Source organism: Gryllotalpicola protaetiae, assembly GCF_003627055.1.
Taxonomy (GTDB): Bacteria; Actinomycetota; Actinomycetes; order Actinomycetales; family Microbacteriaceae; genus Gryllotalpicola; species Gryllotalpicola protaetiae.
The window spans coordinates 1,172,050-1,187,373 of record NZ_CP032624.1 but is presented as its reverse complement, the minus strand read 5'-3'; the positions used below and the strand labels follow the sequence as shown (position 1 = coordinate 1,187,373).

The 15,324-nt window shown below is 68.1% G+C and carries 14 protein-coding genes; 6 read left to right on the top strand and 8 right to left on the bottom strand.

What is annotated here, in order from left to right; all coding sequences use genetic code 11:
* Window positions 1-30 precede the first annotated feature (30 nt).
* Both D7I44_RS05830 and D7I44_RS05825 read right to left on the bottom strand, forming a co-directional pair.
* A complete protein-coding gene (locus D7I44_RS05830; RefSeq protein ID WP_120788626.1) occupies window positions 31-1,155 on the bottom strand; it encodes an HNH endonuclease signature motif containing protein in 1,125 nt (374 codons plus the stop codon).
* A 21-nt stretch (window positions 1,156-1,176) separates the two neighbouring features.
* Window positions 1,177-1,581, bottom strand: coding sequence for a hypothetical protein (locus tag D7I44_RS05825; protein ID WP_120788625.1), 405 nt, complete (start codon window positions 1,579-1,581; stop codon window positions 1,177-1,179).
* A gap of 136 nt (window positions 1,582-1,717) precedes the next feature.
* On the opposite strand from D7I44_RS05825, the gene D7I44_RS05820 reads away from it, so the two are divergent.
* Both D7I44_RS05820 and cls read left to right on the top strand, forming a co-directional pair.
* Entirely contained in the window at window positions 1,718-1,888 is a 171-nt protein-coding gene (locus D7I44_RS05820) for a hypothetical protein (protein WP_162940079.1), read from the top strand.
* 14 nt (window positions 1,889-1,902) lie between these two features.
* Window positions 1,903-3,375 (top strand): cardiolipin synthase, encoded by a 1,473-nt coding sequence (cls, locus tag D7I44_RS05815; protein WP_120788623.1) that lies wholly within the window; start codon window positions 1,903-1,905, stop codon window positions 3,373-3,375.
* A 45-nt stretch (window positions 3,376-3,420) separates the two neighbouring features.
* On the opposite strand, the gene D7I44_RS05810 is transcribed toward cls, so the two are convergent.
* The 6 genes from D7I44_RS05810 to D7I44_RS05785 all read right to left on the bottom strand — a co-directional run bounded on the left by D7I44_RS05810 (window position 3,421) and on the right by D7I44_RS05785 (window position 9,962).
* Window positions 3,421-4,251, bottom strand: coding sequence for an NYN domain-containing protein (locus tag D7I44_RS05810; RefSeq protein ID WP_120788622.1), 831 nt, complete (start codon window positions 4,249-4,251; stop codon window positions 3,421-3,423).
* Window positions 4,252-4,255: 4 nt separating this feature from the next.
* Window positions 4,256-5,128, bottom strand: a complete 873-nt coding sequence (rfbA, locus tag D7I44_RS05805; protein WP_120788621.1) for a glucose-1-phosphate thymidylyltransferase RfbA — start codon at window positions 5,126-5,128, stop codon at window positions 4,256-4,258.
* Between the two features lie 19 nt (window positions 5,129-5,147).
* A complete protein-coding gene (locus tag D7I44_RS05800; protein ID WP_120788620.1) occupies window positions 5,148-6,461 on the bottom strand; it encodes a UDP-glucose dehydrogenase family protein in 1,314 nt (437 codons plus the stop codon).
* A 13-nt stretch (window positions 6,462-6,474) separates the two neighbouring features.
* Window positions 6,475-7,872: a sugar nucleotide-binding protein gene (locus tag D7I44_RS05795; protein ID WP_120788619.1), complete on the bottom strand. Its 1,398-nt coding sequence runs from the start codon at window positions 7,870-7,872 to the stop codon at window positions 6,475-6,477.
* 12 nt (window positions 7,873-7,884) lie between these two features.
* A complete protein-coding gene (gene rfbB, locus D7I44_RS05790) occupies window positions 7,885-8,883 on the bottom strand; it encodes a dTDP-glucose 4,6-dehydratase (RefSeq protein WP_120788618.1) in 999 nt (332 codons plus the stop codon).
* Window positions 8,884-8,948: 65 nt separating this feature from the next.
* Window positions 8,949-9,962, bottom strand: coding sequence for a pirin family protein (locus D7I44_RS05785; RefSeq protein ID WP_162940078.1), 1,014 nt, complete (start codon window positions 9,960-9,962; stop codon window positions 8,949-8,951).
* Window positions 9,963-10,013: 51 nt separating this feature from the next.
* Here D7I44_RS05785 and D7I44_RS18400 point away from each other — a divergent pair, with 51 nt between their 5' ends.
* The 4 genes from D7I44_RS18400 to D7I44_RS05765 all read left to right on the top strand — a co-directional run bounded on the left by D7I44_RS18400 (window position 10,014) and on the right by D7I44_RS05765 (window position 15,247).
* The gene (locus D7I44_RS18400; RefSeq protein ID WP_181445600.1) at window positions 10,014-10,451 is read left to right on the top strand and encodes a hypothetical protein; all 438 of its coding nucleotides are present in this window, start codon (window positions 10,014-10,016) and stop codon (window positions 10,449-10,451) included.
* 167 nt (window positions 10,452-10,618) lie between these two features.
* Window positions 10,619-13,150 carry an ATP-dependent Clp protease ATP-binding subunit gene (locus D7I44_RS05775; RefSeq protein ID WP_120788616.1) on the top strand — a complete coding sequence of 844 codons (2,532 nt, stop codon included), beginning with the start codon at window positions 10,619-10,621 and terminating at the stop codon, window positions 13,148-13,150.
* Window positions 13,151-13,263: 113 nt separating this feature from the next.
* Window positions 13,264-14,721: an MFS transporter gene (locus D7I44_RS05770; RefSeq protein WP_120788615.1), complete on the top strand. Its 1,458-nt coding sequence runs from the start codon at window positions 13,264-13,266 to the stop codon at window positions 14,719-14,721.
* 22 nt (window positions 14,722-14,743) lie between these two features.
* Window positions 14,744-15,247 (top strand): amino-acid N-acetyltransferase, encoded by a 504-nt coding sequence (locus D7I44_RS05765; protein ID WP_120788614.1) that lies wholly within the window; start codon window positions 14,744-14,746, stop codon window positions 15,245-15,247.
* Window positions 15,248-15,324 lie beyond the last annotated feature (77 nt).

Below are 15,324 nucleotides of genomic sequence, written 5' to 3'. Positions count from 1 at the left end.
CACGCTAGCCAGCACGTCCGACAGGAGTGGTCATGCGATCGCTCCGTTGGTGCGTAGTTGTGTGATGAGTCCGTGTGTGGGGATGAGTCGGATGGGTCGTCTGCCGGGCCAGTGGAGCCGGTACTGGTTTCCGCGTCGTTGGATGTGGCCGCCTTGGTTGTGGAGGTTGAGGTGGTGGTATTTGCAGAGCAGGATGCCGTCGCGGGTTTCGGTCTTGTGGTTCGTGGGGTTCTCGGACCAGGGGTTGTTGTGGTGGGCTTCGCAGGCGGCGGGTGGCGTGGTGCAGCCGGGTATGAGGCAGCCGCCGTCGCGGATGGCCATGGCGCGTCTTTGCCTGGGTGAGAAGGTTCTTTCGGCTTTGGTGGCGTCGAGGGCTTGCCCGGTGTCGTCGAGGAGGATGCCGGCGGCTGCTCCGTCGCAGAGTGCGGTGATGAGTTGGGCGCCGGTGATCGGTTCGGGCTTCCCGTCGAGCCAGGCGATGCCGTCGGGCGGGTTGCCGTCCGGTGGGGTGCTGCCGGGTGCCGGCGATCTGGTGCTGTCCCGTCCGGGCGGCCTACCAGGCGGGGCGCCGGGTGGTGGGGTGCCGTTGCGCCGGGCGGCGTCGGCGGTGATCGCCTTCGTGAGCTCTCCGGTGGTGACGGCGATGTTCACGGTGGGGGTGTATTTCCCGAACAGGTTCGAGGTGGTGACCCCGGCCAGCAGGAATCCGGTGAGGGTGTCGCACATCAGCTGCTCGTTGCTGCGGGCGTCCTGCTGAAGCTCTTCGGCTTTGCGTCGTTCGTCGTCGGTCATGAAACGGGGGACGCCGAGCCTCGGAGACAGGTGCCGGAAGATCGGCGTCCAGATCTGCGCATCGGTCAGAGGGTCCACGAGGAGGTCGAACTTGACCATGCCGTCGCCGCGCACGGTGCGTCGCAGATACCGCTGTTCGTAAAGCCGGGCCGCGTTGCGGGCGGCCCAGTCCCGGTCAAGGCTCGCGCGCACCGCCTTGGCGGCCTTCTCGACGGCCTCGGCAGGCAGCTCTCCGTCCCAGCAATCGCCGATCAATCGCAGCACGGCGGCACGGAACGCGGGCGTGGAGGCGACGTCGTGCGGGGCGCCGAGGCCGCGCAGCAGCCGGTCGCCGTGCTCGGCGGCGAGCCAGCCGTTGCGCACCGCGACCGCGACGGGCGCAGACTAGGACCCGCCCAGCGCGGCGAGGGCCTCGATTGAGCGCGGCCCGGGCCCGGCACCCGCCTCAGGCTCCGGCGCGATCTCAGCAGCGGTCTCGAGCATCACGCCCACCCGCACGGCCTTCTTCGCGTCGCCGAGGGAGGACCCGGTGAGCTTCTGCACGAGCTCGGCCCCGGACTTCACCCCGGCCTTCCGCGCCAACGACTCAGACCCCAACTCGCGCCGCGACCGCGTCTCGACCTCCGCCGCGGCGACGGCGGCGCAGCCCTGAAGCGCGGACCCTGCCTGCCCGAGGGCGCGAACGAGTTCGGTCAGCTCCGCGTCGCCGAGCCGGCCGATGTCGGAGGCATGCGGAAGCATTCCGGCCAACAGGCCCGGAAGCTCACATAAGCACTCGTCGATCGACATGCCGCCAAGCTAACACGAGGGAGTTAAAAATAAAAGCATTACATTCAAATCTGTGTACTAATCGGAGTGAAACCCGAACTGTGGAGGAATCCACACAGCCGTCCCACACCAAGCCGTCGATAAAGTGACATCCGACATGAATGCGTGGCAAGGGATCGTCTGGGCGCTGGCCCCCACAGTGCTCGTCGGGCTGATCTTCTGGTGGGTGATGGCGGCGATCGTGCGCGCCGACCGCACCGAGCGCAAGGTGTACGCCAAGATTGAGGCTGAGGAACGCGCCAAGAGGGGTCTGCCCTCGAAGAACTAGCGGTCGGAGGCCTGATGAACGCGGGATTCTGGACCTCTGCGATCATCATCTTCGGGCTGATCGTCGACTTCGTGTTCCGCGTGATCGCGATCATCGTCGTTCCCCGCAACCGCCGCCCCACGAGCGCGACGGCATGGCTGCTGGCGATCAACTTCATCCCGTACATCGGTCTGCTGGTGTTCCTGTTGATCGGCTCGTACAAGCTGCCGAAGAGCCGCCAGGCGAAGCAGGCCCAGATCAACCAGTTCATCCTCGATCAGACCGAGGGCATGGAACGCGTTCGCCGTGACCACCCGTGGCCGAGTTGGCTCGAGCAGGTCGTGCAGCTGAACCGCAGCCTCGGCTCTATGCCGCTCGTCGGCGGCAACTCGGCGATGATCGTCACCGACTATCAGGGCAGCTTCGACGCGATGATCGCCGCGATCGACAAGGCCGAGCGCTACGTGCACGTCGAGTTCTACATCTTCACGCTCGACCCGACGACGGCCCCGTTCTTCGACGCACTCGAACGCGCGAAGAAGCGCGGCGTCACGGTGCGGGTCCTGCTCGACCACATCGCGAGCCTGCGCACCCGCGGCTACCGCGCGACCATCAAGCGCCTGACCGAGATGGGCGCCGAGTGGCAGCTCATGCTGCCGATCCAGATCTTCAAGGGCCGCTACCAGCGACCCGACCTGCGCAACCACCGCAAGCTCGTCGTCGTCGACGGCCAGGTCGGGTTCATGGGTTCGCAGAACGTCATCGACGCGGGCTACGACAAGAAGAGCAACCAGCGCCGCGGCTTGCAGTGGAAAGAGCTCGTCGTGCGCCTCGACGGCCCGATCGTCTCGGGCCTCAACGCGATCTTCATCACCGACTGGTATGTCGAGACAGACCAGCTGCTGGCCCGCGAAGCGCGGCTGGTCGAGCCCACGTTCCTCGCGCCGCCCCGCGAGGAGATCGACTGCCAGCTCGTGCCGAGCGGCCCCGGCTTCCCGGGTGAGAACAATCTGCGGCTCTTCCTCGCGCTTCTCTATTACGCGCAGGAGCGCATCATCATCACGAGCCCCTACTTCGTGCCCGATGAGTCGATGCTCAACGCGATCCTCACGGCGATCGAGCGCGGCGTGCACGTCGAGCTCTTCGTCTCCGAGATCGCAGACCAGTGGCTTGTGGGCCACGCGCAGCGCTCGTACTACGAGCAGCTCCTCGAGGCCGGTGTCGTGATCTGGATGTACAAGGCCCCGACGATCCTGCACGCCAAGCACTTCACGATCGACGACGAGGTCGCAGTGGTCGGCTCGAGCAACATGGACATCCGCTCGTTCCAGCTCAACAGCGAGATCTCGCTCATGGTGCGCGGCCGCCATTTCGTCACCGAGCTGCGCGAGGTCGAGCAGAGCTACCGCGACAACAGTCGCCAGCTCACGCGTGAGGAGTGGGCGAAGCAGCCCATGCGCTCGACGATCGCCGACAATCTCGCGCGGCTCACGAGCGCGCTGCAGTGAGATGTTTCGGGCGACGGATGCCTGCCCCCGGCATCCATCGCACCGTTATGGCCGCTCGTCTTTCACGCGCACGAGCGAGCCGCCGTTCGGCGAATCGACTCGCGTCACGGTGAACAACCCGATCGCGTTGATCAGGCCGACGAGCTTGGCGAAACCCCAGTTGCGCGGGTCGAACTCCGGCGCCTGCTGGCGGATGAGCTGGCCGACGGCCGCGAGGTCGGCCCAGCCGTCGTCATCGGACGCATCACGGATGCCTGCCCGCAGCAGCTGGATGAGCCGGGTGTCGCCCCGCAGCTCGTTCTGAGTCGGCTGCTTCCGCGCGGGCACACTCGCAACGGCCTTCGCCGACTGCTTCGCCTTCGGCTTCGTCGCCCCGGCAATGGCCTCGGCCGCGACCTCGGTGGCCGCGGCGGTGGCCGCCGCTTCCGCCTCATCCACGTCGAGTTCGATCACGTCGAAGTACGTGAATCGATTGCAGGCGTTGACGAACGCCTGGGGCGTCTTGCGCTCCCCGAAGCCGTAGACCGTCGCCCCCGACTCGCGCAGCCGCGAGGCGAGGCCGGTGAAATCGCTGTCGGAGGACACCAGGCAGAACCCGTCGAACCGCCTCGTGTACAGCAGGTCCATCGCGTCGATGATGAGCGCACTGTCTGTGGCGTTCTTGCCCGTCGTGTACGCGAACTGCTGGACCGGCCGGATGGCGTACTCGTTGACCGCGCCTTTCCAGCTCTTCAGCTGGTCGCTGGTCCAGTCCCCGTACATGCGTCTGACCGAGGCGTCCCCGTACTTGCTGACCTCGGCCAGGAGCGCCGCGAGGCGTCGCGGCGCGACGTTGTCTGCGTCGATCAGAACGGCGAGGTGCGGCGTCTCGGGCATCGGGCTACCTGCGATTCGTGTCCACGAGCCGCTGCACGTACTGCCCGTAACCGCTCTTGATCAGCGGCTTCGCGAGCGTCTCGAGCTCGTCGAGGGTGATCCACCCGGCGCGCCAGGCGATCTCCTCGATGCATCCGATCTTGAAACCCTGACGGTCTTCGATGACCTTGACGTACTCGGACGCCTGCATCATCGACTCGAACGTGCCGGTGTCGAGCCAGGCGGTTCCGCGGCGCAGCACCTGCACCTGCAGCCGGCCCGCCTCGAGGTAGCGCTCGTTGATCGTCGAGATCTCGAGCTCGCCGCGGGGGCTCGGCTCGATCGTCTTCGCGATCTCGACGACGGAGTTGTCGTAGAAGTACAGCCCGGGAACGGCGTAGTTCGACTTGGGCTCGGTCGGCTTCTCCTCGATCGACACCGCCTTGAACGACTCGTCGAACTCGACGACGCCGTAGCGCTCGGGGTCGCTCACCTCGTAGGCGAAGATGAGGCCGCCGTCGATCTCGGTGTGGCCGCGCAGCGACGATCCGAGGCCGGCGCCGTGGAAGATATTGTCGCCGAGAACGAGCGCCACTGGCTCGTCCCCGATGAACTCCTCGCCGATGATGAACGCCTGTGCGAGCCCGTCGGGCGACGGCTGCACGGCGTACTCGAGGCGGACGCCGAGCTGGGAGCCGTCACCGAGCAGAGCGCGGAACTGCGCGTTGTACTCCGGCGTCGTGATGATCAGGATCTCGTTGATGCCCGCCATCATGAGGGTCGACAGGGGGTAGTAGATCATCGGCTTGTCGTAGATCGGCATCAGCTGCTTCGAGATGCCCTTGGTGATCGGCCACAGGCGCGAGCCCGAGCCGCCGGCGAGGATGATTCCGCGCATGACGTGTTGCTCCTAGGTGTTACGGGCGGCCGAGCGCGCGGTAGCGCCAGCCGGCGGCGCGCCACTGCTCCGGGTCGAGGCAGTTGCGGCCGTCGAGGATGTTCTTGTTGCCGACGATCGCGCCGAACGCTGCGGGGTCGAGGTTGCGGAACTGCTTCCATTCGGTCAGCAGCACGACCGCGTCGGCGGCGGACGCCGCTTCCTCGGCCGAGTCGGCGAAGTCGAGCTCGGGGTGCAGGCGCTTCGCGTTGGGCACGGCCTGCGGGTCGTAGGCGATCACGCGGGCGCCCTGGGCGCGAAGCTGCGAGGCGACGTCGAGAGAGGGCGAGTCGCGCACATCGTCGGATTCCGGCTTGAACGCGAGGCCGAGCACGGCGACCTTCTTGCCGAGCAGCGACCCGTCGAGCAGCTCGCGGGTGAGGTCGACGGCGCGGGAGCGGCGGCGCATGTTGATCGCGTCGACCTCGCGCAGGAAGGTGAGGGCCTGGTCGGCGCCGAGCTCGCCGGCCCGGGCTTGGAAGGCGCGGATGTCCTTCGGCAGGCATCCGCCGCCGAAGCCGAGGCCCGCGTTCAGGAAGCGGCGGCCGATGCGCGCGTCATAGCCGATCGCGTCGGCGATCGCGGTCACGTCGGCGCCGGTGACGTCGGCGACCTCGGCGATCGCGTTGATGAAGGAGATCTTCGTCGCGAGGAACGCGTTCGCCGAGACCTTGACGAGCTCGGCCGTCTCGTAGCCGGCGACGACCAGAGGCGTCTCGTTGGCGAGCGCGACGGCGTAGATCTCATCGAGCACGGACTTCGCGCGGTCGCCGGCGCCGCCCTCGGGCAGGCCGTAGACGAGCCGGTCGGGGCGCAGGGTGTCCTCCACCGCGAAGCCCTCGCGCAAGAACTCGGGGTTCCACGCGAGCGTCGCGTCGGGTTGCGCGGCTGCGACGATGCCGGCCAGGCGGCGGGCGGTGCCGACGGGCACGGTCGACTTCCCGATCACCACGGCACCGGGCTGCAGGTGCGGGGCCAGCGAGGTGACGGCCGCGTCGACGTAGGTGAGGTCTGCGGCGTTCTCGCCCTTCTTCTGCGGGGTGCCGACCGCGACGAAGTGCGCGTCGTAGCCGGCAGCCTCGGAGATGTCCGTCGTGAACCTCAGCCGCCCCGTCGCACTCGCCGAGGCGAGCAACTCCGGCAGGCCGGGTTCGTAGAACGGCGCGCGCCCCGCAGACAGCGCCTCGATCTTCGCCTGATCGACGTCGATGCCGAGCACCTCATGACCGAGCTCGGCCATGCACGCGGCATGAACCGCGCCGAGATAACCGCAGCCGATGACCGTGATACGCAAAATCGGGGTCTCCTTATTCGTTCGCGAGGTACTCGTCGAGTGCGACCAGATGGTCGCGCGGGCTGAAGCCGGCCGCCTCGATCTTGCCGAGCGGCAGGACGCTGTTGAGCGGGCGCGGCGAGACCTGCTTGCCCGCGAAATACTCAGCCGTGGTGACACCCGTGACGGATGCCGCGTCGTGCCCTGTCGCCGCGAACACACGCCTCGCGATCTCGGCCCAGCTGGCCGGCTCACCTGCGCCCGTCAGGTTGTAGGTGCCGTAAGCGGCTTCCGAATCGATGAGGTGGCGGATGCCTGCCGCGATCTCGCTCGTGAAGCTGAGACGCCCGATCTGGTCGTCGACGACGCTCGGGGCGATGCCGCGCTCGGCGAGGCTCGCCATGGTCCGCACGAAGTTGTTGCCGTCGCCGATCACCCAGCTGGTGCGCACGATGTAGTGCCGCGGCACGGTGGCGACGATCGCGTCGCCCGCCGCCTTCGTCTGGCCGTAGACGCCGAGCGGGCTGAACGCCTCGTCTTCGGGGTGCGAGGCGGCGGTGCCGTCGAAGACGTAGTCGCTCGAGACGTGCACGAGCGTGATGCCGCTCGCTGCGGCGACGCGGGCGATGGCGGCCACCCCTGTGACGTTCGCCGACCAGGCGGCGGCGCGCCCGGCATCCGTCTCAGCCTCGTCGACCTTGGTGTAGGCCGCCGCGTTGATGATCACGCCGTAGTCGCGCCAAGGTCGCGCTGTCTCGAAATCCGAGGCCGTGATGTCGAGCTCGCCGCGGTCGGCGAACTCGGCGTCGGGGTATTGTGCCCGCAAGGCCCGGCCCAGCTGGCCGTTCGCACCGAGGACCAGGGTCTTCCTCGCCGGCATCGGCCGCACTTCGGCGAGGCGAGGGTGCGCGCGGTCCTTGTCGGAGAGCACGGCGTCGTCGAGCGGGATCGGCCAGTCGATCGCGGCGGTCTCGTCGGCGAGGTTGAGGAAGGTGTACTTCGCTCCGGCGTCGGGCGACCAGTGGTCGTTGACGAGGTAGGAGTACACCGTGTTCGGCTCGAGGGTCTGGTACGCGTTGCCGACGCCACGCGGCACGAACACCGCGGTCTCGGGGCCGATCTCGACGGTGAACACTGTGCCGAACGAAGACCCCTCACGCAGGTCGACCCACGCGCCGAACACACGGCCGTGCACGACCGAGACGAACTTGTCCCACGGCTCGGCGTGGATGCCGCGGGTGGTTCCGACCTCGTCGTTGAAGGAGACGTTGTTCTGCACCGGCCCGAAGTCGGGCAGGCCGATGGGCAGCATCTTCTCGCGCTGCCAGTTCTCTTTGAACCAGCCGCGGTTGTCGCCGCGCAGATCGAGGTCGACGACGAAGAGACCGGGGATCGGGCTCTCGTGCAGGGCGGGGCGGGTCGAGTCGCTCATCGGAAAAGGAGCCTACTGGCCCTGGGCGACGTACTTCGCCTCGGTCGCCGCCTTCTGCGGCTGCCACCACGCCTCGTTCGCGCGGTACCAGTCGATCGTGGCGGCAAGGCCGGCCTCGAAGTCCTGATACCGCGGCTGCCAGCCGAGCTCGGTGCGCAGCTTGGTCGAGTCGATGGCGTAACGCAGGTCGTGGCCCGCGCGGTCGACGACGTGGTCGTAGGCATCCGCCGGGTTGCCCGTCAGCGTCAGGATCAGCTCGACGACCGACTTGTTGTCCTTCTCGCCGTCGGCGCCGATGAGATAGGTCTCGCCGATGACGCCCTTCTCGACGATGGTCAGCACGGCGCTCGAGTGGTCGTTCGCGTGGATCCAGTCGCGGACGTTGAGGCCCGCGCCGTACAGCTTGGGGCGCTCGCCGGTGAGCACGTTCGTGATCTGCCGCGGGATGAACTTCTCGACGTGCTGGTACGGCCCGTAGTTGTTGGAGCAGTTCGAGATCGTCGCCCGCACGCCGAAGCTGCGCACCCAGGCGCGCACGAGCAGGTCGCTGCCGGCCTTGGTGCTCGAGTAGGGGCTGCTGGGGTTGTAGGGAGTGTGCTCGGTGAAGCGCTGCGGGTCGTCGAGCTCGAGGTCGCCGTAGACCTCGTCGGTCGAGATGTGGTGGTAGCGCACCCCGTGCTTCCGCACGGCCTCGAGCAGAGTGAAGGTGCCGATGATGTTCGTGTCGAGGAACGGGCGCGGGTCGTGCAGCGAGTTGTCGTTGTGGCTCTCGGCCGCATAGTGCACGACGACGTCGGATGCCGCGACCAGCGGCTCGACGACGGAGGCGTCGGCGATGTCGCCCTTGACGAAGGTGAAGCGGTCCTCGGGCAGGCCCTCGAGGCTCGCGAGGTTGCCCGCGTAGGTCAGCTTGTCCAGAACGGTGACGTGGTCGTCGGTGTTCTCGATCAGGTAGTGGACGAAGTTCGAGCCGATGAAGCCGGCGCCACCGGTGACGAGGACTTTGCGCATGGGGTCCAGGCTACCGGGCGCCCCCTGCGAGTTCTGCGCCCTCGCGAGCACAGCTCGCGCGCCGATCACTGCTCGCGGGGCTTGAGGCGGACCGTGGGGAGGACCGGGGCGGGCAGAGGACCTTCGCCGTGCGATTCAGGGACGAAGCCGAAGCGGCCGGATGCCTCGCGCGACCCCTCGATCGCCTGCGCCTGCCAGTCGGCACGCGCCTGCACGATGTCGTCGTGCGTGCGGCCGACGAAGTTCCACCACATGACGATCGGCTCGTTGAGCGGAGCGCCGCCGAGCAGCAGCACCCGCGACTCCGCCGTCGCATACACGCGCATTCGCTCGCGGCCCGGCTCGAGGTAGCCCAACTGGCGCTCGCTCAGCGCGGCCCCGTCGACCTCGATAGCGCCCTGGTCGACGAGAATGCCGTGCTCGAACGACGCATCGAGCGCCAGGTCGAGCGACGCCCCAGCAGGCAGCTCGAGCTGAGCGCCGAGCAGCGGCGAGTGCACGTCGGTCACGGCGGCATGCTCGGGGAAGTCGACGAGCGAGCCGACGAACACGTGCGCGCGAACGGATTCCCCGGCATCCGTCGCCAATGAGAAGGGAACGGGCTCGGTGTGCTCGAACGACGGCGCGACGTCGCGCGAGGCGTCCGGCAGCATCAGCCACAGCTGCACTCCGTGGAGCACGGTCGTGGTCGGCGTCGAGTACTCGGTGTGCGAGATGCCGTGCCCGGCCGTCATGAGGTTCAGCTCTCCGGGGCGCACCAGCGCGTCGGAGCCCACCGAATCGCGATGCCGCACCTCGCCGCGGAACAGCCACGACACCGTCTGCAGCCCAATATGAGGGTGCGGTGGCACGGTCATGCCGCCGGTCAGTGAGACGTCGTCGGGTCCATAGTGGTCGACGAAGCACCACGCCCCGATCGTCGACCGCGCGCGCTGCGGCAGCGTGCGGTGCACCGTCATCGCGCGCGGCCCGCCGAGAGGTACCTCGCGCGGTTCGAGCACGACCATCGGGGCGGCGGATTCGCCCGCGGCGCGGCACTCGTCGACGGTCTCGCGCGGGTCGAGCTCGAGGTTGCTCACGCGGGCGAGCCTACGGGTTTCGGCCAGCATCTGAATCGTAGGATCGGGGGCATGTCAGCCCGCGCCCGCCGCCGTTTCGCGACCCCGGTCGCGCTCGCCGCGGCCGCGCTGCTCTTGGCGGGGTGCGCCAGCCAGGCATCCGTCTCACCCGATCCGGTCGCGCACTACAAGGGCGAGCCGAAAGGCGTGACCGCGCCCGCGTCGAGCGCGGGCGGCGCGCCGTGGGCCGTGTGGATGAAGAAGGACGGCAGCGAGTTCGCCGTCACGCTGTACGGCTCGAGCGACTGCCCGCCGTACGCCACGGGTTACAAGATCACGGCGCCCGATCAGATCACGATGAAGGTGAAGAAGGCGACGGATGCCTGCCCGGACGGCTACACGCCGTTCACCACCGTGTTCCAGACCCCCTCGGGGCTCGACCGCCAGGTGACCATCCAGTTCACGGCCCAGAGCACGCACTTCTATCTGGCGCCTGCGAAGAAGCGCTGACCGCTCAGCGGCGGCGACCCGGTGGGTCGTCGCGCGGTCAGCGCCGAGCGAGCTGTGCTCGCGAGGACGCAATCACGCCTGGGGCGAACAGGGGCATGCATCCCCTGACCCCCTGGTTACTCTCGATGTAACGCGGCTGCCAGCCCAGTCGTGACGAGAGGTGACTAATGTTCGAGAGGTTCACGGACCGGGCCCGCCGGGTCGTCGTCTTGGCTCAAGAAGAGGCCAAGATGCTCAACCACAACTACATCGGGACCGAGCACATCCTGCTCGGCCTGATCCACGAGGGCGAGGGCGTCGCCGCCAAGGCCCTCGAGTCCCTTGGTATCTCCCTTGACGCGGTGCGCGAGCAGGTGCAGGACATCATCGGCCAGGGTCAGCAGCAGCCGACCGGCCACATCCCCTTCACCCCGCGTGCGAAGAAGGTGCTCGAGCTGTCTCTGCGTGAGGCGCTGCAGCTCGGCCACAACTACATCGGCACCGAGCACATCCTGCTCGGCCTCATCCGCGAGGGCGAGGGCGTCGCAGCCCAGGTGCTCGTGAAGCTGGGGGCCGACCTCAACCGGGTGCGCCAGCAGGTCATCCAGCTGCTCTCCGGCTACCAGGGCAAGGAGCAGGTGCAGGTCGGCGCGAACGAGCAGCAGCAGGCGCAGGCCGGCAGCCAGATCCTCGACCAGTTCGGCCGCAACCTGACGCAGGCCGCCCGCGAGGGCAAGCTCGACCCGGTCATCGGGCGCGAGAAGGAGATCGAGCGCGTGATGCAGATCCTGTCGCGCCGCTCGAAGAACAACCCCGTGCTGATCGGCGAGCCCGGCGTCGGCAAGACCGCCGTCGTCGAGGGCCTCGCCCAGGCGATCGTGCGGGGCGACGTTCCCGAGACGCTGAAGGACAAGCAGCTCTACACGCTCGACCTCGGCTCGCTCATCGCCGGGTCCCGCTACCGCGGCGACTTCGAAGAGCGCTTGAAGAAGGTCACGAAGGAGATCCGCACCCGCGGCGACATCATCACCTTCATCGACGAGATCCACACGCTCGTCGGTGCGGGCGCTGCGGAGGGCGCGATCGATGCGGCAAGCATCCTCAAGCCTCTGCTTGCTCGTGGTGAGCTGCAGACCATCGGCGCGACCACGCTCGACGAGTACCGCAAGCACTTCGAGAAGGATGCGGCGCTCGAGCGCCGCTTCCAGCCGATCCAGGTCGCCGAGCCGTCGCTGCCCCACGCGATCAACATCCTGAAGGGGCTGCGCGACCGTTACGAGGCGCACCACAAGGTGTCCATCACCGACGGCGCCATCGTGGCGGCGGCGAACCTGTCCGACCGCTACATCAGTGACCGCTTCCTGCCGGACAAGGCCATCGACCTGATCGACGAGGCCGGCGCCCGCCTGCGTCTGTCGATCCTGTCGGCGCCGCCGGAGCTGCGCGAGTTCGACGAGAAGATCGCCGGCGTGCGCGAGAAGAAGGAGGCCGCCATCGAGGAGCAGGACTTCGAGAAGGCCGCGGCTCTCCGCGATGAGGAGAAGAACCTGCTCGGCGAGCGGCTGCGCCTTGAGAAGCAGTGGAAGTCGGGCGACGTCAAGACGACCGCCGAGGTCGACGAGGGTCTGATCGCCGAGGTGCTCGCCCAGGCGACGGGCATCCCGGTGTTCAAGCTCACCGAGGAGGAGTCGTCGCGACTCGTCTTCATGGAGAAGGCGCTGCACGAGCGCGTCATCGGCCAGGAGGAGGCCATCTCGGCCCTCGCCAAGACGATCCGCCGCACCCGTGCAGGCCTCAAGGACCCCCACCGCCCCTCGGGCTCGTTCATCTTCGCCGGCCCCACGGGCGTCGGCAAGACCGAGCTCGCCAAGGCGCTCGCCGAGTTCCTGTTCGACGACGAGTCGGCGATGATCTCGCTCGACATGTCGGAGTACGGCGAGAAGCACACCGTCTCGCGGCTGTTCGGCGCCCCTCCCGGGTTCGTCGGCTTCGAAGAGGGCGGCCAGCTCACCGAGAAGGTGCGCCGCAAGCCGTTCTCCGTGGTGCTCTTCGACGAGATCGAGAAGGCCCACCCCGACATCTTCAACTCGCTGCTGCAGATTCTTGAGGAAGGCCGCCTGACCGACGGTCAGGGCCGTGTGGTCGACTTCAAGAACACGGTCATCATCATGACGACCAACCTCGGCACCGCGGCGATCTCTGGGGGCCCGGTCGGCTTCCAGGCAGAAGGTGACGCGGGCACGGCGTCGGGTTACGACCGCATGCGCGGCAAGGTGATGGAGGAGCTGAAGAAGAACTTCAAGCCCGAGTTCCTGAACCGTGTCGACGACATCATCGTGTTCCCGCAGCTCACCAAGCCCGAGCTGCGCCAGATCGTCGACCTGTTCGTGAAGCGCCTCGGCACCCGCATGCTGGACCGCGACCTGACGGTCGAGATCACGGATGCCGCGAAGGACCGCCTCATCGAGATCGGCTTCGACCCGTCGCTCGGCGCCCGGCCGCTGCGCCGCGCCGTGCAGCGCGAGGTCGAGGACCGGCTCTCCGAGAAGATCCTTGCGGGTGAGCTCAACGCGGGCGACCACGTGGTGGTCGACTACGCGAGCGGCGAGTTCGTGTTCGGCATCGCTCCGCGCGGCGGCGAGAAGGTCGGCAGCATCGCCTCCGGCGGCTCGCATGTCGCAGGCGCCGCGACGCCCGACCTCGCCATCACCTCGGACTAGCGACTGACCCACGAAGGGCCCCTTCCGTTCTTGCGGGAGGGGCCCTTCGCCGTGTAAGCGGGCGTGAGCCGGGCGACAGTCGCGTGAAAGTCGGGGCTGGTCCCATTGTTGTCATGACCACTTCGACCATCGCGCCCACCACAGCCCGGACCTACGGCTCGCTGCGCGCCGCCTGGATCCCGCTGGCGGCGCTCTGCCTCGCATTCTTCGTCGAGATGGTCGACAACACGCTGCTGAGCATCGCGCTGCCGACCATCGGGCGGGACCTCGGCGGCTCGACCACCGCCCTGCAGTGGGTGACGGGCGCCTATTCGCTCACCTTCGGCGGCCTGCTGCTGACCGCCGGGTCGATCGCCGACCGCTTCGGCCGCCGGCGGGTGCTGCTCACCGGGCTCGCCGTCTTCGGCCTGATCAGCCTGCTGGTGATCTGGGTGCATTCCTCAGGCGAGCTCATCGCCCTGCGCGCCGCGCTCGGCATCGCCGCGGCGGCGATGGCGCCCATCACCAACTCGCTGGTGTTCCGCCTGTTCGAGGGCGAGGCCGAGCGGATGCGCGCCATGACCGTCATGATCGTGGTGGGAATGGCGGGCTTCGTCCTCGGCCCGCTGCTCGGCGGCACTGCGCTCGCCCACGTCGGCTGGCAGTGGCTGCTCGTGGTGAACGCGCCGATCGCGCTCATCGCCGTGATCGGCGTGCGCATGGGCGTCGCGGCAGACCGCCGAGAGGATCTGACCACCGACAAGCTCGACCTGCCCGGTGCGATCCTCAGCATCGTCACGATCGGACTCGCCTGCTTCATCGGCACCAGCGGGGTGCAGTACGGCTGGCTCTCGGCGGCCACGATCGCTTCGGTCGTCGGCGCTCTCGCAGCGCTCGCCGCGTTCGTCTGGCATGAGCTGCGCACCCCGTCGCCCATGCTCGACCTGAGGCTGTTCCGCAACGGCACGATCCGTGGCGCGTTCATCGCCGAGATCGGCGCGGCGGTCGCGATGGCGGCGGTCATGTTCGCGCTCGTCCTGCACTTCCAGTACGCCTACGGCTGGAGCCCTGTGCGCGCCGGCCTCGCCAACCTGCCGATGATCGCCACGATGATCGCGGCGGCGCCGCTCACCGAGTGGCTCGTCAAGCGGTTCGGGCACCGTGTCACGTGTCTCATCTCCGCGGCACTGCTCGCAGGCTCGCTCGGCGGCCTCGCCTGGGGCGTCTCGCACGGCTACCTGGTCGTCGCGTTCTTCATGGTCACTCTCACGCTCGGCCTGCGCAGCATCATGACCATCTGCGGCGTCGCACTCGTCGCCGCGATGCCCGAGAACCGCACCTCGATCGGCACCGCGCTGAGCGACACCGGTCAGGAGCTCGGCACCAGCGTCGGCACGGCCGTCGTCGGCACGCTGATCGCAGCCCTGGTCGCCAAGGTTCTGCCGGCCGGCATCTGGACCCACTCGCTCGTGGCCTCCTTCTTCCACGGCGAAAGCGTCACCTTCGCCGTGCTCGCCGTGGTCGTCGGCGTGATCACCGGGTGGGGCGCGCTCTACCTGACCGGCTCGCGCGAAACGGAAGAAGCGCACTGACGTGCGCCGCTACGGTTGAGGGGTGACCGGAATCACCGTGCGCCGCGCGCGCACCACCGACGTGCGCGGCATCCGCGACCTGATCGAGCCCCTGGTCGGCGAGCGCATCCTGCTCGGCAAAGAGCTCGTGACCTTGTTCGAGGCCGTACAGGAGTTCCGCGTCGCCGAAGACGACGAGGGCGACCTCGTCGGGGTCGGCGCCCTGCACGTCATGTGGGAGGACCTGGGCGAGGTGCGCACGCTGGCTGCGGCATCCGGCTGGCGCCATCGCGGTGTCGGCCACGCGCTGCTCGAGCGGCTCGAGACGGACGCCCGCGACCTCGGCCTCTCTCGCCTGTTCTGCCTGACCTTCGAGACCGGATTCTTCGGCCGCCACGGCTTCACCGACATGGGGTCGGAGACCATCGACCCGGCCGTCTACGCCGAACTGCTGCGCAGCAACGACGACGGCGTCGCCGAGTTCCTCGACCTCGCCCGGGTGAAGCAGAACACGCTCGGCAACACCCGCATGATCAAGCAGCTATGAACGGGTTGCGGCGCAGTGAACGTGGCGTCGATGCGAGCCGACTCATCCGCGCGTTGCTGACACCGAGGCGCGAAAGA